Consider the following 20,965-nt stretch of genomic DNA (forward strand, 5'->3'; position numbering starts at 1 on the left):
GGAGTCGTAATTCATGCGCATTTCCACCGCCCAGTATTACGAAATAACCGCTGCCAACTACCAGCGCAACTTCAACAAGGCGATCGCGACCAGCAACGAAGCCAGCAGCCTGGTGCGCATCAACACCGCCGCCGATGATCCGATCGGTGCAGGGCGTTTGCTGCAGCTCGGCCAGCAGAGCGCGATGTTGAGTCAGTACAGCACCAATATCAGCACGACCAAAAGTACGTTGAGCCTGCAGGAAACCACGCTGAGCTCCATTGGTACGGCCTTGCAGCGCGCCAAGGAAATCGCCCTCAGTGCCAAGAACGGCATTACCACCGACGATGACCGTAAAGCCTACTCGGCGGAATTGAGCCAGATCCAGCAACAAGTGCTGGGCCTGATGAACTCCAAGGACTCGGCGGGCAACTACCTGTTCTCCGGTTCGAAAACCGACACCGCGCCATACTCGCAAAATTCCGACGGCACCTACACTTACAACGGTGACCAGACCAGCATCAACCTGGGCATCGGCGATGGTTTGACAGTGGCCACCAACACCACCGGCTGGGACGCATTCCAGCAGACCATCAATACCAGCCGCACCCAGGCCACCATGACCGCTCCGGCGGTAGATGATGGTCGAGTGGTCCTGTCCAATGGTCAGGTGGGCAGCAGTGCAACTTACGACGCCAAGTTCGCCAGCGGCCAGCCGTACACCGTTAGCTTCCTGAGCAGTACCCAGCTGAAGATCACCGATGCGCTGGGCAATGACGTGACGACCGAGGCCAGCCAGAACGGTGTGGTCAGCAACAGCAACGGCGCCAACCAAGTGGTCAGCTTCCGTGGCGTCGACCTGAACTTGAACATCAACCTCAAGTCGGGCGATGTGGCGGACACGGTTATCGCCGGTCACACCTTCCAGTTGTCGGCCAAGCCGGACACGTTCAATGCCACGCGCAGCGCCGGCAACCCGTCCACTGCCGTCATCACGGGTTCCACCGTGACCAACCCGGTGGCCTACAACGCTGCGTTCCCGACGGGCGGGGCGATACTCAAGTTCACTAGCGCCACCGCGTTTGATCTGTACGCGGCGCCAGTGACAGCCAGCAGCCGTCCTGTATCGTCGAGCACCGTGGTGGCTGGCCCTCCCTCCACTGCCACCGCTGCAGGCGTGACGTTCGCTCTGGGCGGCGGCGCACCGGCGTCGGGCGACCAGTTTGCGATCCAGTTCAACAATCACCAGACCCAGAACGTGCTCGATACCTTAGGCAAGATGGTCACTGCCATGAGCGTGCCGATTGATGGCAATACAACTGCCAAGCAGCAATTCCTGGCGGCAATGGATTCGGGCCTCGCGAATCTGGACAGCGCCAGCGACCAGTTGGGCTCGGCCACCACCTCGATCGGCGCCCGTGGTCAGTCGCTGGATGACCAATCCACGACTAACCAGAGCCTGGACCTGGCGAACACCGCCACCCAGGGGGCGATTCGTGACTCCGACCCTGCCGAAGTCATGACCCGTCTGACCCTGCAGCAAACCATGCTGCAAGCCGCGCAACTGGCGTTCAGCAAGATCACGCAGCTGGGCCTGTTCAACAAGATCTGACGGCAGTCGGGGGCGCGCAAGCGCCCGGTGACCGCTGGCTCTCCAATACCTACTGTCTTTTTCCGCGGTTAAAAGGGCTCGCTTTTCTGGACGAGCTCTCGCCGCCTGCGAGTCCGCCGTGAATTCACTCCCTCTTGTCAGCATTGTCATCCCTGCCATCAATCCGCGCTTTTTCAGTCGTGCATTGCACTCGGCAGTGGCGCAAGGCTACGGCAATCTTGAAATCATCGTCTGCGATGACAGCCGCGGCGATGAGATCAAGACCCAGGTCGATCAGGTGGTGGAGCAGACGGGAGTAGCCGTGCGCTACGTGCGCAATCCGCAGACCCTCGGCCTCGTGGGTAATCTGCATGCCTGTCTAGAGCAGGCTCAGGGCGAGTTCATCAAGTTTCTCTGCGACGATGATCAGCTGTTCTCTTCGTGCATCGAGCGCCAGGCCTACCTATTGACCGCGCGCGCTGAGGTCAACCTGGTGCTGGCCCAGCGGCTGTTCTGGGACGCCGATGATATGCAGCTGCCGTCGCGGCTGGAGAATACGCCGCTGTCGCCGTTGTGCGGGCTATTCAAGGGTGACGATCTGCTGGCGCTTTTCGAGAATTTCCCGGCCAACATTCTGGGTGGTTTCAGCAACGCCATGATCCGTCGTGCGGATGTGCTGGAGCTGCTTCCGGCGCTGACCCAGGCGGGTCATTGTTTTGTCGCGAGCCTCGATTTTGCCTTGTTCGTGTGTTTGATGCGCCGCGGCAACGTGGTCATTCTCAATCACGTATTGAGTGTCGAGCGCCTGTATCCGGAACGTCTGAGCGGTCAGCAGGCGATGAAGGATGCGGTAGAGTCCGAGCGCGCATGGTTGTTGCAAATGCTCAAGGCTCGTAGTGGCGAATCCGCGCCTGCGCCGGGCTGGGTTCGCTACCTGCCAGTGACGCGGCTCGACGAGTCGCCCCGGGTCTGGGAAGAGCTGCCGCTGACTCGAACCCTGGGGACCAAGCAAAGTACCCAGGAATGGCACGTCGGTATCGATAGCGTCAGCTTTTCTCAGTTGTACGCGCAGTGGCTGGCCTGCCGCACGCTGAGCGAACCGCAGCGGCTGCTGTTGCCGGACACCTTGGCGAACTGGGCCTGGCAGCCGAAGATTGTGCCGATCATCATCGATGAACACGGCAGCCGTTCTACCCTGGACCTGACCCTGGAGAGTCTCGCCGGGCAGCTCTATTCACCCGAGTTGACCTTGGTACTGTCCAGCGACTGCACCGAGGCCGAGCTGGACGGCCGCGTTTTCCGTTTGCCGTTGCAGGACGACTGGCAGCAGCAGATCAACGAACTCTTGCCGCAACTTGACGGGGCTGACTGGTTCTATTTGCTGCGGGCCGGGGATCGTCTGGTGGAGCCGGCGTTACTGATCCTTGCGGAGCGAATCGCCGTCTCGGACAACGTTTCGTGCATCTACAGCGATGAAGGTGGCTTGTTTCAGGGCGAATCAACGGAGCCCGCCTTCAAGCCCGATTTCAATCTGGACCTGTTGCGCAGTTACCCCTATGTCGGGCGAGCGTTGGCGTTCGAGCGTGGACGTTTCCTGGCGCTCGGCGGCCTGGATTCGCAGCACGGCGAACTCGCCCCACACGATGTGCTCTGGCGCATGGTCGAGGCGCAGGGGGCAAGCGTCGTCGAACATATCGCAGACATTCTGCTGGAGTCGGCGCATAACCTGTCCAAGTGGCTGGCGCTGCCCGAAGTACTGGAAGGCAACGCGCCGTTGGTACAAGCGCATCTGCTGCGCATGGGGATCGACCATGAGATTCAAAGGGGTAATGCACCGCTGCTCAATCGCATCGACTATGTACACGCGAGCCAGCCGCTGGTCTCGATCATCATCGTCAGCAAGGATCAAACGGTTGCCTTGCAGCGGTGTGTCGAAAGCCTGCTTGAGAAAACCGCTTACAGCGAATTCGAGTTACTGCTGATCGACAATGGCAGCGAGAGCATCGAGGCCCGTACCTGGCTGGCTGGCATGGCGCAATTGGGCTCAGACCGAGTGCGGGTTCTGGAGTATGCGCAGCAAGGCAACGTCGCAGCGGTACGCAATTTCGCCGTGGGCCAGGCCCGTGGCGAGTACGTGTTGATCCTCAACCCCTATGCGGTGATTACCCATGGGGAGTGGCTGCACGAGTTGCTCAATCATGCCCAGCGTCCTGAAGTCGGCGTGGTCGGTGCCAAGCTGTTCAATCCGGACGGTCGGGTATTGCACGCCGGGCTGATTCTTGGCTTGCGCGGCCCGGCAGGCTTGCCGTTTTACGGCGATGCCCTGCATGCCGCCGGTTATATGTTCCGGTCGCAGGTGGTGCAGGATTTAAGTGCCGTCGGCGCCGATTGCCTGATGGTTCGAAAAGCGCTGTTTGACAGTGTCGGCGGGCTGGATGAGCAAGACCTGGCCCACAGCCTTCATGAAGTCGACCTCTGCCTGCGGGTCGGTCAAAACGGCTACCTGGTGGTCTGGACGCCTCATGCGCAACTGGCGCTCGGCGCCCAACCGGCCGCTAGCGAGCAAGCGGATGAGCAGGCGTTGCAGGGCCAGGAACAAGAGGTGTTCTACAAGCGCTGGTTGCCAATCGTTGCGCGTGATCCTGCCTACAACCCTAACCTGGCGTTGCAGGGGCTCAGCGGTTCGAGTTTCAACCTGGAGCCAGGCTTGCGCTCCGGTTGGAGTCCTTTTTCCAGGCCCCAGTTGCCGAAAGTGCTCGCCTTGCCGGTCAATGCATCGGCCATCGGACACTATCGGGTGACGCAGCCGCTGATTGAACTGGAAGCGGCGGGCAGGGCGCACGGGCGCATCCACTACAACCTGCCGACCATCATTGAAGTCGAGCGTCTTTCGCCTGACGTGATCGTCTTGCAGGGGCGTTATTCCGAAGGCCCGATCAGTGAAATTCCAAGCCTGCAAAAATACTCCAACGCCCGGCGGATCTATGAGCTGGATGACTTTGTGATTAACGTTCCCCATCGCAATGCGCATATTCGCAATATGCCTGGCAAGGACGAGATGGAGAAACTGGTCCGGCGTGCGATCGGCATGTGTGATCGGGTGGTGGTGTCTACCGAACCCTTGGGCAACGCCTTGTCCGATATGCATCACGACATTCGAGTGGTCCCGAACATGCTGGCGACTCACTTGTGGAGCACGTTGCGCAGCCAGCGTCGCACCTCGAAAAAGCCTCGGGTCGGCTGGGGCGGTGGCACCAGTCACCACGGTGACCTGGCGGTGATTGCCGAGGTGGTCCGCGAACTGGCCAATGAAGTCGATTGGGTGTTCTTCGGCATGTGCCCGGATGATTTGCGCCCTTACATGCATGAGTTTCATGGTGTGATCGGGCTGGATGTCTACCCGGCGAAGCTGGCCAGCCTGAACCTCGACCTGGCGTTGGCACCGCTGGAATTCCATATCTTCAACGACTGCAAGAGCAACTTGCGTTTGCTGGAATACGGCGCGTGCGGCTACCCGGTGATCTGCACCGACACCGAAGCCTATCGCGGCTATCTGCCGTGCACGCGGGTCAAGACCAACACCACGGATGAATGGCTGCAAGCCATCCGCATGCACTTGGCCGACCCGGACGCCAGCTACCGCATGGGTGATGAATTGCGTGAGATCGTCTTGCGCGACTACATGTTGCGCGGCGACAACCTGCGTTATTGGGAAAATGGCTGGTTGGCGGACTGACCACAGCAGGCAGTATCCCTTCACAGACAGGCGACTTTAGAGTCGCCTGTTTTTTTATGCCTGCGCACCACTGGTTTCAGGCTGCTTCCCCCGGTGCGCTGGCACATACCGTCAGACGATAGAGCTGGCGCGTTTCCTGCAAGTCCCCTCCATATCGCCATAAAACGAGCACTGGCGGCGTTGTCAGCAGTGCCATGAGCGGCATTCAGCGTTTTATCCAGAAGGCCTGCAAAAGCTTGGTACAGCTTGGCTGTGCTCTGTGACGAACAAGAGAGGAAGAGGATGAAGGCAGTTATTTTGGCGGGTGGCCTGGGCACGCGGATCAGCGAAGAGTCGCACCTCAAGCCCAAGCCGATGATCGAGATCGGCGGCAAGCCAATTCTCTGGCACATCATGAAGCAGTACTCCGCGCACGGAATCCACGATTTCGTGATCTGCCTTGGCTACAAGGGCTATGCGATCAAGGACTTCTTCGCCAACTACTTCCTGCACACCTCTGACGTCACCTTCGACATGCGCAACAACCGCATGGATGTTCACCAGAATTACAGTGAGCCATGGCGTGTCACGCTGATCGACACCGGGGAAGAAACCATGACCGGTGGCCGTTTGCGCCGGGCTCGACGTTACGTCGAAGACGAAAAAGCCTTCTGTTTTACCTACGGCGACGGTGTCTCGGACCTGAACATCAGCGCACTGGTGGATTTCCATCTTGACCACGGCAAGCTCGCGACAGTCACGGCCGTGCAGCCGCCAGGCCGCTACGGCGCGCTGAATCGCGATGGCGACAGCGTCCTCGGGTTCACCGAAAAGCCCCGTGGCGATGGTGGCTGGATCAATGGCGGCTTCTTCGTCCTGTCGCCCAAGGTATTGCCCTTGATCGACGGCGATGAGACGTCGTGGGAGTCCGGCCCGCTGGATGGCCTGGCTGAACGCGGTGAGTTGATGGCGTATCAGCACGACGGTTTCTGGCAGCCCATGGATACCCTGCGGGACAAGAACCACCTCGAAGCGTTGTGGCAGACCGGGGAGGCCCCATGGAAGCAATGGGACTGAGCCCGGAATTCTGGCGCGGCAAGCGGGTTCTGGTCACCGGACACACTGGTTTCAAGGGCAGTTGGCTGACATTGTGGCTGCAAAGCCTCGGGGCGCAGGTCAGCGGGTTTGCCCTTGACCCATCCACCGAACCGAGCCTGTTCGAACTGGCGCGCGTGCATGAAGGCATCAACGATCAGCGCGGCGACCTGCGTGACCTCGGGGCCTTGCTGGAGCTGATCGCTGAGACCCAACCGGAAATAGTCCTGCACCTGGCGGCCCAGCCGCTGGTGCGCGAAGGCTATCGCGACCCGTTGGGGACTTACTCCAGCAACGTCATGGGCACCCTCAACCTGCTTGAAGCGATTCGTCAGGTCGGCGGTGTGCGTGCCTGCGTGCTGGTGACTACCGACAAGGTCTACGCCAACAAGGAATGGCTGTGGCCCTACCGCGAAGACGAAGCCCTCGGCGGTCACGATCCTTACAGCAGCAGCAAGGCTTGCTGCGAATTGCTGGCGCAGTCCTACGCGGCGTCGTTCTTCCCGGCCGACAAACATGCCGAACACGGCCTGGCCCTGGCCACGGCGCGCGCCGGCAACGTGCTGGGCGGTGGCGATTTTGCGCCGGAGCGCTTGATTCCGGACGTGCTCAAAGCGTGGTCGGCCGACGAGCCCGTGACCCTGCGCTACCCGCAAGCCGTGCGCCCTTGGCAGCACGCGCTGGAGCCGCTGGCCGGTTACCTGCAACTGGCCGCCGGCCTCTATGAACAAGGCCCGGAATACGCCGGTGCATGGAATTTCGGTCCGAGCGAAACGGACATGTGCAGTGTCGGCGAAGTGGTCGAACTGCTGGCCAGCCGCTGGCCGCAAGCCCGCGGTTTGCGCATTGAGCCGAGCGATTTGCACGAGGCCGGCCTGTTGCGACTCGACAGCAGCCGCGCCCGTCAATTGCTCGGCTGGCAGCCGCGCTGGTCGTTGCAGCAGTGCCTGACCCAGACCCTCGACTGGCACCTGGCGTGGCAAAACGGCGATGACATGCGCGCCATTACGCTGGGTCAGTTGAACCTGTACCGAGGTGCGCTGTGAGCGAATTTCTGTTGAGCGCATTGCCGCTGAACGGCTTGTTCAGCGTGCAGCACAAGCGCTTCGAAGACGATCGCGGGCACTTCGCCCGGCTGTTCTGCGAAGGCAGCCTGAGCGCTTTCGGCCAGGCGTTTCATATCTGCCAGATCAACCATTCCTGCACCCGCGCCCGGGGCAGTGTGCGGGGTTTGCATTACCAGAATGCCAACGCGCCGGAAGCCAAGCTGATCACCTGCCTACGCGGTGAAGTGTGGGATGTGGCGGTGGATTTGCGCCGCGATTCCGAGACGTTCCTGCACTGGCATGCCGAACACCTGCGAGCCGGTGACGGGCGCAGCTTGCTGATCCCGGCCGGGTTCGCCCACGGTTTCCAGGCCCTCACCGATGACGCCGAGTTGCTCTACCTGCACAGCGCCGATTACGCGCCGGCGCACGAGGGCGGTTTGTCGGTGAGCGATCCACGGCTGGCGATTGCCTGGCCGTTGCCTGTCAATAATCTGTCAGCCCGGGACGCCAGCCATCCCGTGCTCGATGAACACTTCGCCGGAGTGCGTCTATGAACTGCCGTGGTTGCGCTACGCCGCTGGCCTTGCCGCTGATCGACCTCGGCACCTCGCCGCCGTCCAACGCCTATGTGCGCGCCGATCAACTGGAGCAGGCCGAGCAGTGGGTGCCGTTGAAAGTGGCGGTATGTCAGCAGTGCTGGCTGGTGCAGACCGAGGACTACACCAGCGCTGACAGCCTGTTCGATGCTGAGTACGCCTATTTCAGTTCGTTTTCCAGCACCTGGCTGGCCCATGCCGAGCGCTATGTGGGCGAGATGGTCGAACGTTTCGATCTGACGGCTGACAGCCGCGTGGTGGAAATCGCCGCCAACGACGGTTACCTGTTGCAGTACGTGGCAGGGCGCGGCATTCCTTGCCTGGGCGTCGAGCCGACCCGCAGCACCGCCCAAGCGGCCCGGGAAAAAGGTCTGGAGATTCGCGAACTGTTCTTCGGTCGCAACACCGCCACGCAGTTGATCACTGAAGGCTGGGCCGCCGACCTGATGGCCGCCAACAACGTGCTGGCCCACGTCCCTGACATCAATGATTTCCTCGGCGGTTTTGCGACCTTGCTCAAACCGACGGGCGTGGCGACGTTCGAGTTTCCGCACCTGTTGACGCTGATGGCCGGCCAGCAGTTCGATACGCTGTATCACGAGCACTACTCCTACCTGTCTCTGACTGCCGTGCAAACCTTGTGCGAGCGCAATGGCCTGGAAGTGTTCGACGTCAGTCAGTTGTCGACCCATGGCGGTTCGCTGCGAGTGTTTGTCCAGCGCCTCGATGGCGAACGCCGTGATGTGCAACCGGCGGTGCAGCAACAGTTGCAAGCCGAATGGGCGGCGGGTGTGAAAACCGCTGAGTACTACGCGACCCTGGCGCCGGCGGCCGAGCGCATCAAGCACGAACTGCTGCGCTTCCTGTTGCAGGCCAAGGCCGAGGGCAAGCGCGTGGTCGGTTACGGCGCAGCGGCCAAGGGCAACACCTTGCTCAACTACGCCGGGGTCAAGCCAGATCTGTTGGCCTGGGTTGCCGACGCCAACCCGCACAAGCAGGGCAAGTACCTGCCGGGCAGCCGCATTCCGATTGTGTCGCCTGAACGCATTGAAATCGAGAAACCCGATTACGTGCTGGTGTTGCCGTGGAATCTGCTGGATGAGATCACCCAGGCCTTCTCCGGTATTCGTGCATGGGACGGTCGTTTTGTCATCGCCATTCCTGAGTTGATCATTCGATGAGCAGAATTCATTACACCAAGCCGAGTGTCGGTGAGCTGGAAGCGCGTTACGCCCTCGATGCCGTGCAGAACGGCTGGGGTGAGCGCTGCTACGAATACCTGAACCGCTTCGAAAAATCCTTCGCCGAGCATGTGGGCACGACCTACGCGATTGCGACCTCCAGTTGCACCGGCGCACTGCACATGGGAATGGCTGCGTTGGGCATCGGCGCCGGCGACGAGGTGATACTCGCCGACACCAATTGGATCGCCTCCGCCGCACCCATTACCTATCTCGGCGCGACGCCGATGTTTGTCGACGTTCTGGCTGACAGCTGGTGCCTGGACCCGCAACAGGTTCGCCGGGCGATTACGCCGCGGACCAAAGCCATTCTGGCCGTGCACATTTACGGCAACCTCTGCGACATGGATGAGTTATTGGCCATCGGCCGCGAGTTTGGCCTGCCAGTCATCGAAGATGCGGCCGAAGCAATCGGCTCTCAGTGGCGCGGCCAAGCGGCCGGATCGCTGGGAGCGTTCGGGGCGTTTTCCTTCCACGGCACCAAGACAATGACCACTGGCGAAGGCGGCATTTTCGTCACCTCGGACAAGGCGTTGTATGAGCGCGTGTTGACCCTGTCCAACCACGGTCGGGTGGCCGGCAGCAGCAAACAGTTCTGGCCGGATTTCATTGGCTTCAAATACAAGATGAGCAACCTGCAAGCGGCCGTTGGCTGTGCCCAGGTCGAGCGGATAGAGGAGCTCATCGAGCGTAAACGGGCGATCTTCGCCAATTACGCCAAAGCGTTGGCAGCGTTGCCGGGCTTGTCGATGAACCCTGAGCCCGAGCATGGGCGTAACGGTTTCTGGATGCCCACCGTGGTCTTTGATCGCGAGCTGGGGATCACTCGGGAGATCTTGATCGGCGCCTTCCAGGCAGCGGACATCGACGCGCGGGTGTTCTTCTGGCCGCTGTCTTCCTTGCCGATGTTCAGCGATATCACAGCGGACTCGCCGGCGGCGTATGCGCTGCCGGAGCGGGCGATCAATCTGCCGAGTTACCACGACATGACCGATGACGATCAGCAGCGTGTCATCGAGGTGCTGCGCACGCTGTTACTCAAAAGGACGCCGCTATGAAGGTGTACTTGCTGGGGGCGGCCAATCCCGAAGCGGTACGGATGATCCTCACCCTGCAACGCAGCCAGCCGCAGGTGCAATTCGCCTTCCTCGATAACGACCCGGCGAAACAAGGCACGCTGTTTCATGGTGTGCCGGTGGTGGGCGGCACCGACAAAGTAGCGGAGCTGAAAGGTCCCGACACGCGGTTTGTCAATTTGATCACCGGCAGTACGGCGCTGCGTTATCAGACCACCCGTGAGATCGTCGAGGCAGGTGGCACCCTGGGCAACTTTATCCATCCCGGGATCGATTTGACGATGATCACAATGGGCGTAGGCACGTATTTGCAAGAGGGCGTGATCATGCAGGCGCAAGTCAGCCTGGGTGACAACACCAGTATCAGCGCCGGTAGCGTGGTTGGCCACGAGGGGCAGATTGGCCACTCGGTGTTCATGGCGCCCGGTGTCTGCATCGCCGGTTGTGTCGAGATCGGCGACGGTACCTTCATTGGCACCAACGCAACGATCCTGCCGCGTTTGCGCATCGGCCGTTGGGTCACCATCGGCGCGGGTGCCGTGGTGATCAACGATATTCCTGACTATGCGGTCGTGGTGGGCAGTCCCGCCAGGACCATCAATACCAACCCTGTTTCCTTTCAAGACGGTCGGATTTTCAAGTAACCACCGCGGCTATTTTCTGGAGCGTTTGTAATGAATCCTCATGAGCAGTTTCGTGAAGAAGTAAAAGAAAACATCGAAGGCCTGCAACAGGACAAAGCCCTGCAAGCCACCTCGCTGGACTGGGTTGGCACCACCGCCAAGCACAAGTACACCTACAATTTCAGCTGGATGGGCCGCCCGATTATCCAGTTCCCCCAAGACATGGTCGCCATGCAGGAGATCATCTGGTCGCTGCGTCCGGACATCATCGTCGAGACCGGTATCGCCCACGGCGGCTCCCTGGTGTTCTACGCCTCTATGCTGGAACTGATCGGCCATGGCGAAGTGCTGGGCGTTGATATCGATATCCGTCAGCACAACCGTGAAGCGATCGAAGCGCACCCGATGTTCAAACGGATCGAGATGATCCAGGGGTCGAGCATCGATCCGGCCATCGTCGATCAGGTTCGCCAGCGTATCGCTGGCAAGAAAGTACTGGTGGTGCTGGATTCCAATCACACCCACGAGCACGTACTCGAAGAGCTGCGGGCCTACGCGCCGATGGTCTCGGTGGGCAGCTACTGCGTGGTGATGGATACGGTTGTTGAAGACATGCCGGAAGACGCGTTCCCGGATCGTCCGTGGGGCAAGGGCGACAACCCGAAAACCGCCGTGTGGGCCTACCTGGAAGAAAACCGCGATTTCGAAATCGACCAGGCCATTCACAGCAAACTGCTGATCACCGTCGCGCCGGATGGCTACCTGCGTCGCGTGCGTTAATCAACAACATTGTCGGGTTCTTTCGGCTACTGGCCGGTTGTGGGGAAGTTTATGCAAGGCAAGAACAATTCTGAACACGGGTTGGCACTCAACGAACAGTTGACCGTGGTGCTGATATCTCACGAACGGCCGGCGTTTCTGCGCAGGGCGGTCCGTTTTTACAGCAGCTTGCCCTGCAGGATTCTCGTATTGGACTCCTCGGTTGATGCTCAGCCGGGCATGGCGGGTCAATTCCCGAATGTGGATTATCAGCACCTGCCGCAATACGGTTACTGGGGGATCCGCGCCAAGTTGGCCCATGGCGTAGAGCAACTCACTACACCGTTCATGGTGTTCGCCGCCGACGACGACTTCCTGGTGCATGACGCCTTGCACGAAGCCGTTGCGTTCATGGACGCCAACCCCGACTACAGCCTGTGCCATGGCTACAGCATGATGTACTTGGCTTTGGCCAACAGCGTCAGCTACTACCGCCGAGACAAGAAAGTCTGTGAAGATTATTCGTCGGAACGTCCCCAGGAACGTTTGCTCGATTACCTGCATCAATACCTGCCGCCGTTTTATGCCGTACAGCGCACCGCACTGTTGCGCGACTGGTACCGCGCCATGCCGCAAGACACGATCTTTCAATGGCAGGAAGTCGGTCACACGTATTACATGCTGGCGCGGGGCAAGGCGCGGATTCTGCCGATCGCCTATGTGGTACGTGAACTCAACTATGAGCACTCCGATCACAAAACCGAGATTTTCCACTCGCTGGCGTATACCGACACCAAGTCGGTCGCCGAGCGTGAAGCCTTTGCCGGTTTCCTGGCCGGGTTGCCGACGCAAATCCAGGACCTGGACCCAGAGCAGAGCAAGCAGTTTGTACTGCAAAGCTTCGAAGCCCTGACCGACAGCTTGCGCACCGGCCGTGCACTGACGGCCGAGCTGATCTTCGAATCAGGCTGGATTAATGTCGACGCGGGCCCGCAGCGCCGTTTTGGTCCCAAGCAATACGTCGAAATGCCTTTCTACAATCAGGCGTTTTTCGATCAGTTGACCCAATTCGAGTTCCTGCTGCACGCCATGCCGGCTGGCCGTGTTCAGTTGAAAGGCCTGGAAGGCATCTGGACTCGCCAGCAGGACCTTATGCAAGCGCGCAACAACGACACGCCCGAAAGCGTTGTCGACCGCTTGTGGCAGGCCCACGACAGCAATGTGTTCAATCGCACCGTCATCAAGCGCCTGGCGGCGCAGCTCGATAGCCTGGGCGAGGACGAGGAAGCGCAGAAGCTGCACGCCTGGAATGCGCGGCTGGAGGCGGTGTCCCTCGATGACAATCTCCAGATGTTCGACAAGATGCTGTCCGGTCGTTTGCTCCAGTGGCTGGCGCCGCGCAAACCGGACGCCGAACAGGCCGAGGCAATCGCCCGGCATCTGGCGGCCAACGCCGGCGGTCCGCAGTTTGGCATCCTCTTGCTCGACCTGGACAACGACGTCGACAAATTGCAAGTCACCCTCGATAGCCTGCTCGAAGGTCACAGCAAGGCGTTCAAAGTGGTGGTCTTCACCACCGGTGAGCCGCCAGCGGCCACCACCGCGCAAAACTTGCTGCATTTTGTTCGCGTCACCCAAAGCAACTATGTTGACAAGCTGAACCAGATCGCCCGTCAGTCGACCAGCGACTGGCTGCTGCTGTCCGAGGTCGGAGAAGCCTTTACCGCAGGTGGTCTGTTGCGCGCCAGCCTGGAGCTGTTGTCGGCCCCCGACATCCGCGCCGTGGCCACTGACGAAATCCAGCGCACCGCCGAAGGCGCGTTGGTGGATGTATTCCGTCCGGGCTTCAACCTTGATCTGCTGCAAAGCCTGCCGGCGCTGATGGCGCGGCACTGGTTGATTCGCAAAGACGTGTTCAACGAAGTCGGCGGTTATCAGGCCGACTTCAGCAAGGCCCTGGAATTCGACCTGCTGCTGCGCATTATCGAGCAGGGTGGCCTGAGCGGTCTGGCCCACCTGGATGAGCCATTGTTGATCACCCGGGCACCCGCGCTCGAAGAAAATACCCATGAGCGCCTGGCGCTGTCGCGCCACCTGGGCAACCGTGGCTACAAGGCCAAAATCAGCTCGGCAGTGCCGGGTACTTACCAGATCGATTACCGCCACACCGAACGTCCGCTGGTGTCGATCATCGTTCCGGCCGGGGATGATCTGCCTGCGCTGCAACAGTGCCTGCAAGGTGTGCTGCTGCGTACCCGCTACACCCGATACGAAGTGCTGATCGCGGTAAACCTGCATCAGTCGGCCGAGGTCAACGACTGGCTGGGTACTTATCAGCATGCCAAGGTCCGCGTGCTGCACGCCGACCGGTCACTGAGCGACACGGCGCTGTACAACGCCGCCAGCCAGGAAGCGCAAGGCGAGTACCTGGTGCTGCTGGCTGCGGACAGTGAATTGGTCAACCCGAGCTGGATCGAATCGCTGCTCAACCACGCCCAGCGTCCGGAAGTGGGCATCGTCGGTGCCAAGCTGGTCGATCACGACGGTAACGTCACCCAGGCCGGCCTGATTCTGGGACTCAATGGCGGCGTTGGTTCGGCCTTCGTTGGCGAACGCTATGACGCTGACAGCAGCTATCTGCAGCGGTTGGTGCTGGAACAGAACTACTCGGCGGTGTCGAACGCGTGCCTGATGATCCGCAAAGAGCTGTTCGACGCTCTCGGTGGCCTGGATGACGTGACATTTGCCGAAGGCTTGAGTGACGTCGATCTGTGCCTCAAGGCCGGTCAGGCCGGCTACCTCACCGTGTGGACACCGCTGGTCCAGGTCGTTCATTCGGGCGTGGTGCCACAAGGGCCGCAGGTGCTCGACGCCTTGCGTGAAAAATGGGCCGCCGCGTTTGCTCAGGACCAGGCCTACAACGCCAACCTGGCACTGACCGGCAAGGGTTTCGTCCTGGGTGAAAGCGCCCCGGTGGACTGGGCGCAGTTGCTCGCATAAGCCTGGCTGACAGGTATAAGGACTCAAGGCATGTTCAACGGTAAATCGATTTTCATCTCGGGCGGCACCGGTTCGTTCGGGCGCAATTTCATCCGCCGCTTGCTGGAGCAATACCAGCCCAAGCGGGTGGTGGTGTTCTCGCGCGATGAGCTCAAGCAGTACGAGATGCAGCAGACGTTCAACGCACCGTGCATGCGTTATTTTCTCGGTGATGTCCGCGATGCCGAGCGTTTGCGTCAGGCCATGCGCGGCATCGATTACGTGGTGCATGCCGCGGCCCTGAAACAAGTGCCGGCCGCCGAGTACAACCCGACCGAATGCATTCGTACCAACGTCAACGGCGCGGAAAACATCATTGCGGCGGCGATCGACAACGGCGTCAAGCAAGTGGTCGCGCTGTCCACCGACAAGGCGGCCAGCCCGATCAACCTGTACGGTGCGACCAAGCTGCTGTCGGACAAACTGTTCGTGGCCGCCAACAACATTGCCGGCGATCAGCAGACCCGGTTTGCCGTGGTGCGCTATGGCAACGTTGCCGGTTCGCGAGGCTCGGTGGTGCCGTTCTTCAGCAAGCTGATTGCCGAAGGTGCGACACAGCTGCCGATCACCGACGAGCGCATGACGCGCTTCTGGATCACCCTCGATCACGGCGTGCAGTTTGTGCTCGACAGCTTTGCCCGGATGCATGGCGGTGAAGTATTCGTGCCGAAGATTCCGTCGATTCGCATTGTCGATCTGGCGCTGGGCATGGCCGAGCACTTGCCGCACAAACACGTGGGGATTCGTCCGGGGGAAAAACTCCATGAGCTGATGGTGCCGCTGGACGATGCGCGCATGACCCTGGAATTCACTGATCATTACACGATCCAGCCGTCGATCCGCTTCACCAGCGTCGATGTGGATTTCGCCGTGGACAAATTGGGCGAACACGGCAGGCCGGTGAGCGAAGATTTCGAATACCGCTCCGACACCAACCCGCACTTCTTGTCGGTGGGGCAGATCGCTGACCTGCACGCCCGGTTGTCGGCATGATTCCTTACGGTCGGCAAAGCCTCGATCAGGCGGACATCGACGCGGTAGTTGCCGTGTTGCAGTCCGACTGGCTGACCCAGGGGCCGACCATCGAGCGCTTTGAACAGGCGATGGCCGAACGCTGCCGGGCTGATTTTGCAGTAGCGGTCTGCAATGCCACGGCGGCGTTGCACATCGCTTGCCTGGCGGCCGGGCTCGGGCCGGGTGATCGTTTGTGGACGACGCCAAACACCTTTCTGGCCTCGGCCAACTGCGGTCGTTATTGCGGCGCCGAGGTGGATTTTGTCGATATCGACCCGCTGACCTGGAACCTCGACGCCTACGTGTTGGCCTCTAAGCTCGAACAGGCCGAGCGCGACGGCACGCTGCCGAAAGTCCTGGTGGCGGTGGCGTTCTCCGGGCAAAGCTGCGACATGCGCAGGATTGCCGAACTGGCCGAGCGTTATGGTTTTACGGTCATCGAGGACGCGTCCCACGCGGTCGGCGCGTCCTATGCAGGGCGGCCAGTGGGGTGTGGCGAGTTCGCGGCGATGACGGTGTTCAGCTTTCATCCGGTGAAGATCATCACCAGTGCCGAGGGCGGCATGGTGTTGACCAATCGCCCGGAACTCGCCGAGCGTTTGCAACGCCTGCGCAGCCATGGCATGACCCGCGACCCACAGCAGATGACAGAACCCAGCCACGGCCCCTGGTACTACCAACAAGTGGAACTGGGCTTCAATTACCGCATCACCGACCTGCAAGCGGCCCTCGGCCTGTCACAGCTGGACAAGCTCGATGACTTCATCGAGCGTCGGCGTGAACTGGCGGCACGTTATGACTGCTTGCTGGCGGACTTGCCGCTGACCCTGCCAAGTCCTCAACCCGAAGCGCAATCGGCTTGGCATCTGTATGTGGTGCGCCTGCAACTCGACCGTATCAATCTCAGTCATCGACAGGTTTTCGAAGGGTTGCGGGCCGCCGGGGTGGGTGTGAATTTGCACTATATCCCGCTGCATTTGCAGCCGTATTACCGCGATCTGGGTTTTGCCGAAGGTGACTTCCCGCAGGCCGAACGTTACTACGCCGAAGCCATCAGCCTGCCGCTGTTTCCGTTGCTCAGCGATGCACAGCAGGATTACGTGGTCGAGCAACTGCGACGGCTGACCGAATAAATGCCGCCATGGCGACTGATGGGAATTGTGTGATGCGTGAACTGACCGAGCAGGAAAAATTCTGGCAGGGCGACTTCGGTAACCAGTACGTCGACCGCAACGTCGGACAACCGCTGGTGGCCGCCAACCTGGCGTTGTTTGCCAAGGCATTGACGCGAGCCGGGCGCATTGAAAGTCTGGTGGAGTTGGGCACCAACGCCGGGAACAACTTGCAGGCATTGCATCAGCTGTTGCCCCAATGCGAATTGTTCGGCCTGGAGATCAATGCCAGCGCTTATACCCAGGCCCGGGAGCTGGGCATTGCGCAGATCTGGCACGGTTCGCTGTTCGATTTTCCCCGCGAGCGCACCTTCGACCTGACCCTGAGCAAAGGCGTACTGATTCATCTGGCGCCAGAGCTGCTGCCGGCCGCATACGCGCAGCTGTATGAGTTGAGCCAGCGTTATATATTGATCGCCGAGTACTACAACCCGGCGCCGGTCGAAGTGTCCTATCGCGGTAACAGCGGCAAGTTGTTCAAGCGGGATTTTGCCGGTGAAATGCTCGATCGTTATGGCGATTTGCAGCTGGTGGATTATGGTTTCGGCTACCACCGCGACACGCAATTCCCGATGGACGACGTCACCTGGTTCCTTTTGGAAAAACGCCCTTGAACAGCGTCGCAATCATCCCGGCCCGCGGTGGCAGCAAACGCATACCGCGCAAGAACCTCAAGCCGTTCGACGGCGTGCCGATGATTGCCCGTTCGATTCAAACCGCCCTCGATTCGGGCCTGTTCGCCCAGGTAGTGGTCAGCACCGACGATGACGAAATCGCCGAACTGGCTCGGGTCTGCGGTGCGCAAGTGCCGTTCATGCGGCCGGCGGCATTGGCTGATGATTTCACCGGCACGGCCGCTGTGGTGGTCCATGCCCTGGAAGAACTGCATCGACAGGGCCACGATTTTGATTACGCCTGTTGCATCTATGCCACGGCACCGCTGCTGCAAACGCGATTTTTGCAACAGGGTCTGAACCTGTTGGCGCTCCATCCGGCCAGGTCTTTTGCGTTCTCGGTGTGCGATTTCGGCTTTCCCGTGCAGCGAGCCCTTACCCTTGACGAGCAGGGTGCCTTGAACGCGTTGTACCCGGAGTTTCGCGACACCCGCTCCCAGGATTTGCCGATCGCCTATCAGGACGCCGGGCAGTTCTACTGGGGCCACAGCGATGCCTGGTTGCGTGGTGACGTGGTGTATTCACCGCAAAGTCTGCCGGTCATCCTGCCGCGTTACCTGGTGCAGGACATCGATACCCCCGAAGACTGGAAACGTGCCGAATACCTCTACGCCGCGTTGAGGGCCGGGGGGGAGCTGCAATGAGAGTGTTGATCCGCGCCGACGCGTCGCCGACTATTGGCAGCGGCCATATCGCCCGTTGCCTGACTCTAGCCAGAGTGTTGCGCAAGCAGGGCGCGCACGTTTCCTTCGCGTGTCGTCTGCTGCCGGGGCATCGGCTGGACAGTCTGCAAGCCGAGGGCTTCGAAACCTTCGCGCTGCCGGGCCGCTATCCCGATGAAGACCCGCAGCAGGCTATCGAATCCATGCTGCCGTGGCCGGTGGACATTGCTGCGTTAGGGCACGCATTGGAAAGCCGCCCAGCCTTCGACTGGATCGTCGTCGACCACTACGGCCTCGATCATCACTGGCAAACCGCGGCCCGCCGCTGGGCACCACGGATTGCCGCGGTGGACGACCTCGCCACTCGCACTTATAGCGTTGACTTGCTGCTCAATCAGAATCTTTCGGGTACGCCTCAGGCCTATGCTTCGCTGGTAGCGCCCAATTGCCAGACGTTGCTGGGTCCACGTTTCGCGATGCTGCGCGATGAGTTTTGTTGCCCTGCAATCCCGATCAAACCTCAGGCCAAACGGGTGCTGGTGAACTTTGGCGGCTTCGATGCGGCGATGCAGACCCACCATGCGATGCTGGCGCTGGCGGAATTTCATGAGCTTGAAGTCGATTTCGTCGCCGGTGCCGACAACCCTGCCTGGACTCAGATGCAGGCGCTGGCAGCGAGTCGTTCGAACTGGCGTTTGCACAGTTTTGTCAGCGATTTCTACCGGCTGATGACCGAGGCCGACCTGTTTGTCGGCGCCGGTGGCGGCACCAGTTGGGAGCGCGCGGCGATGGGCCTGCCAACCATCTGTATTGCAGTGTCGAATAATCAGCAGGCCAACGGCGAAATAATGGCGACCTCGGGTTCCCATGTGTATCTGGGCACCCGTGAGCAAGTCAGCGTCGAACAGTTGCGTCAGGCCATCGGTTTTGTCGCGGGCAATCAGGGGTTACGCCAAAGCCTGGCTGAACACTCGCGGCAGTTGGTCGATGGTCGTGGTGCGCAGCGCGTTGCGGCAGCGCTGGCGGGTGCGGTTTTGCACGTCCGCCAAGCGACCATAGACGATGCGCAGTTGTTGCTTGAAGGGCGCAATACCGAGGCGGTGCGGCGCTGGTCACTGGAAACCGGCATTATTGAATGGCAGCCACATCAAAACTGGCTGGCCGCAAGTTTGAGTAATTCTCAACGCTTGCTGTTGATCGCCGAGTCCGATGACGGTCCGGTGGGTGTGTTGCGTTATGACTTGCGCGGCGTTGAAGCTGAAGTCTCGATTTATCTGTTCGAAGGCCGTTTCGGTCTGGGCTGGGGCAGGGCACTGCTGGCGCGGGGCGAAGCCTTCGTGACCGCCCACTGGTCGCAACTGGTTGCCATCACCGCGCAGGTGTTGCCGGCGAATCAGCGGTCGCTGAGGGTTTTCCGAGAAGCAGGCTTCACCCAGAGTGCTTGCGTGTTCACCCGCGTTTTAAAGGATCACAGCAATGACTAGTTTCAAGATCGGCAACCGCTTGATCGGTGCTGATGCGCCGCCGTTCATCATTGCCGAAATGAGTGGCAACCATAACCAGTCCCTTGACGTGGCGCTGCAGATCGTCGAAGCCGCGGCCAAGGCCGGCGCGCATGCCTTGAAGCTGCAAACCTACACCGCCGAGACCATGACCCTGGACCTGTCCGAAGGCGAATTCTTCATCAAGGACCCGAACAGCCTCTGGGCCGGTTCTTCGCTGTACGCGTTGTACGAGAAGGCTCATACACCCTGGGAATGGCACGCGCCCCTATTTGCCCGTGCCAAAGAACTGGGCATGCTCGCGTTCTCCACGCCCTTTGATGACACCGCGGTGGACTTCCTCGAAAGTCTCGACGTACCGGCCTACAAGATCGCCAGTTTCGAAAACACCGACCTGCCACTGATTCGGCGAGTCGCCGCCACCGGCAAGCCGTTGATCATTTCTACTGGCATGGCCAGCATCGCTGAACTCGACGAAACCGTGCGTGCCGCCCGTGAAGCGGGTTGCAAGGATCTGGTATTGCTCAAGTGCACCAGCACTTATCCTGCAACGCCAGCCAACAGCAACGTGCGGACGATTCCTCATTTGCGTGAATTGTTTGGCTGTGAAGTTGGCTTGTCCGATCACTCCATGGGCGTAGGCGTTTCAGTGGCGGCGGTGGCACTGGGGGCGACGGTGGTGGAAAAACATTTCACTCTCGACCGTGCAGCGGGTGGCGTGGATGCCAGTTTCTCTCTGGAACCTGCGGAGCTGGCCAGTCTGGTGATCGAAACCGAACGCGCCTGGCAGGCCATGGGGAAGGTGCATTACGGCGTGACCGAAGCCGAGCGCAAGTCCGTGGTGTTTCGCCGTTCACTGTACGTAACACAGGACATGGCCGTCGGTGAGCCCTTCACAGCCGAGAATCTGCGGGCCATCCGTCCTGGCCTGGGGCTGGCGCCTAAACACGCTGAAAGCCTTCTGGGGCGCCACGCCCGCCAGGCGATCAAGCGTGGAACGCCGCTGGACTGGTCGTTGGTCGAATAACCTGTTGTGGTGCTGATTCGGCAAAATAGCGTGACCTGCGAGTCATAACGCGCATCTTCACTGTATTGTATTAATCGGGGAGGTGGCGCCCGGTGTCTTTTTGACCCAGTGATAGCCTTTTATTCTTCCCGTCTGTCGCTCCCTCGGGGCG

At 60.4% G+C, this 20,965-nt stretch carries 16 protein-coding genes; all 16 read left to right on the forward strand.

The features are described 5' to 3' along the window. Nucleotides 1–13: 13 nt before the first annotated feature. Nucleotides 14–1,591, forward strand: coding sequence for a flagellar hook-associated protein 3 (locus ACYZT0_RS04555; protein WP_462044811.1), 1,578 nt, complete (start codon nt 14–16; stop codon nt 1,589–1,591). Between the two features lie 118 nt (nt 1,592–1,709). Beyond that, complete coding sequence (locus ACYZT0_RS04560) at nt 1,710–5,306, forward strand: glycosyltransferase (protein WP_462044812.1); 3,597 nt, start codon at nt 1,710–1,712, stop codon at nt 5,304–5,306. Nucleotides 5,307–5,588: 282 nt separating this feature from the next. Continuing rightward, on the forward strand, nt 5,589–6,362 hold the full coding sequence (rfbF, locus tag ACYZT0_RS04565) for a glucose-1-phosphate cytidylyltransferase (RefSeq protein WP_461973521.1): 774 nt from the start codon (nt 5,589–5,591) through the stop codon (nt 6,360–6,362). Further along, nucleotides 6,344–7,426 carry a CDP-glucose 4,6-dehydratase gene (gene rfbG, locus ACYZT0_RS04570; protein ID WP_462044813.1) on the forward strand — a complete coding sequence of 361 codons (1,083 nt, stop codon included), beginning with the start codon at nt 6,344–6,346 and terminating at the stop codon, nt 7,424–7,426. Before rfbF ends, rfbG begins: the two co-directional genes overlap by 19 nt. Beyond that, a complete protein-coding gene (locus ACYZT0_RS04575) occupies nt 7,423–7,983 on the forward strand; it encodes a dTDP-4-dehydrorhamnose 3,5-epimerase family protein (RefSeq protein WP_462044814.1) in 561 nt (186 codons plus the stop codon). The genes rfbG and ACYZT0_RS04575 overlap by 4 nt, the downstream gene beginning before the upstream one ends. Then, nucleotides 7,980–9,206 carry a methyltransferase domain-containing protein gene (locus tag ACYZT0_RS04580; RefSeq protein WP_462044815.1) on the forward strand — a complete coding sequence of 409 codons (1,227 nt, stop codon included), beginning with the start codon at nt 7,980–7,982 and terminating at the stop codon, nt 9,204–9,206. The genes ACYZT0_RS04575 and ACYZT0_RS04580 overlap by 4 nt, the downstream gene beginning before the upstream one ends. Next, nucleotides 9,203–10,324, forward strand: a complete 1,122-nt coding sequence (locus ACYZT0_RS04585) for a DegT/DnrJ/EryC1/StrS family aminotransferase (RefSeq protein ID WP_462044816.1) — start codon at nt 9,203–9,205, stop codon at nt 10,322–10,324. The genes ACYZT0_RS04580 and ACYZT0_RS04585 overlap by 4 nt, the downstream gene beginning before the upstream one ends. After that, a complete protein-coding gene (locus ACYZT0_RS04590; RefSeq protein ID WP_462044817.1) occupies nt 10,321–10,986 on the forward strand; it encodes an acetyltransferase in 666 nt (221 codons plus the stop codon). Before ACYZT0_RS04585 ends, ACYZT0_RS04590 begins: the two co-directional genes overlap by 4 nt. A 30-nt stretch (nt 10,987–11,016) precedes the next feature. Further along, a complete protein-coding gene (locus tag ACYZT0_RS04595; protein ID WP_462044818.1) occupies nt 11,017–11,745 on the forward strand; it encodes a cephalosporin hydroxylase family protein in 729 nt (242 codons plus the stop codon). 51 nt (nt 11,746–11,796) lie between these two features. Beyond that, entirely contained in the window at nt 11,797–14,724 is a 2,928-nt protein-coding gene (locus ACYZT0_RS04600) for a glycosyltransferase family 2 protein (protein ID WP_462044819.1), read from the forward strand. Nucleotides 14,725–14,754: 30 nt separating this feature from the next. Further along, nucleotides 14,755–15,756: a UDP-N-acetylglucosamine 4,6-dehydratase (inverting) gene (gene pseB, locus ACYZT0_RS04605; protein ID WP_462044820.1), complete on the forward strand. Its 1,002-nt coding sequence runs from the start codon at nt 14,755–14,757 to the stop codon at nt 15,754–15,756. Continuing rightward, nucleotides 15,753–16,910, forward strand: coding sequence for a UDP-4-amino-4,6-dideoxy-N-acetyl-beta-L-altrosamine transaminase (gene pseC / locus ACYZT0_RS04610; RefSeq protein WP_462044821.1), 1,158 nt, complete (start codon nt 15,753–15,755; stop codon nt 16,908–16,910). The genes pseB and pseC overlap by 4 nt, the downstream gene beginning before the upstream one ends. A gap of 32 nt (nt 16,911–16,942) precedes the next feature. Next, nucleotides 16,943–17,563, forward strand: a complete 621-nt coding sequence (locus ACYZT0_RS04615; RefSeq protein ID WP_462044822.1) for a pseudaminic acid biosynthesis-associated methylase — start codon at nt 16,943–16,945, stop codon at nt 17,561–17,563. Then, the gene (gene pseF / locus ACYZT0_RS04620) at nt 17,560–18,267 is read left to right on the forward strand and encodes a pseudaminic acid cytidylyltransferase (RefSeq protein WP_462044823.1); all 708 of its coding nucleotides are present in this window, start codon (nt 17,560–17,562) and stop codon (nt 18,265–18,267) included. The genes ACYZT0_RS04615 and pseF overlap by 4 nt, the downstream gene beginning before the upstream one ends. After that, entirely contained in the window at nt 18,264–19,769 is a 1,506-nt protein-coding gene (pseG, locus tag ACYZT0_RS04625) for a UDP-2,4-diacetamido-2,4,6-trideoxy-beta-L-altropyranose hydrolase (protein WP_462044824.1), read from the forward strand. Before pseF ends, pseG begins: the two co-directional genes overlap by 4 nt. Further along, nucleotides 19,762–20,814 carry a pseudaminic acid synthase gene (gene pseI / locus ACYZT0_RS04630; RefSeq protein WP_462044825.1) on the forward strand — a complete coding sequence of 351 codons (1,053 nt, stop codon included), beginning with the start codon at nt 19,762–19,764 and terminating at the stop codon, nt 20,812–20,814. Before pseG ends, pseI begins: the two co-directional genes overlap by 8 nt. Nucleotides 20,815–20,965 lie beyond the last annotated feature (151 nt).

Source organism: Pseudomonas sp. ZS1P83, from assembly GCF_054897825.1.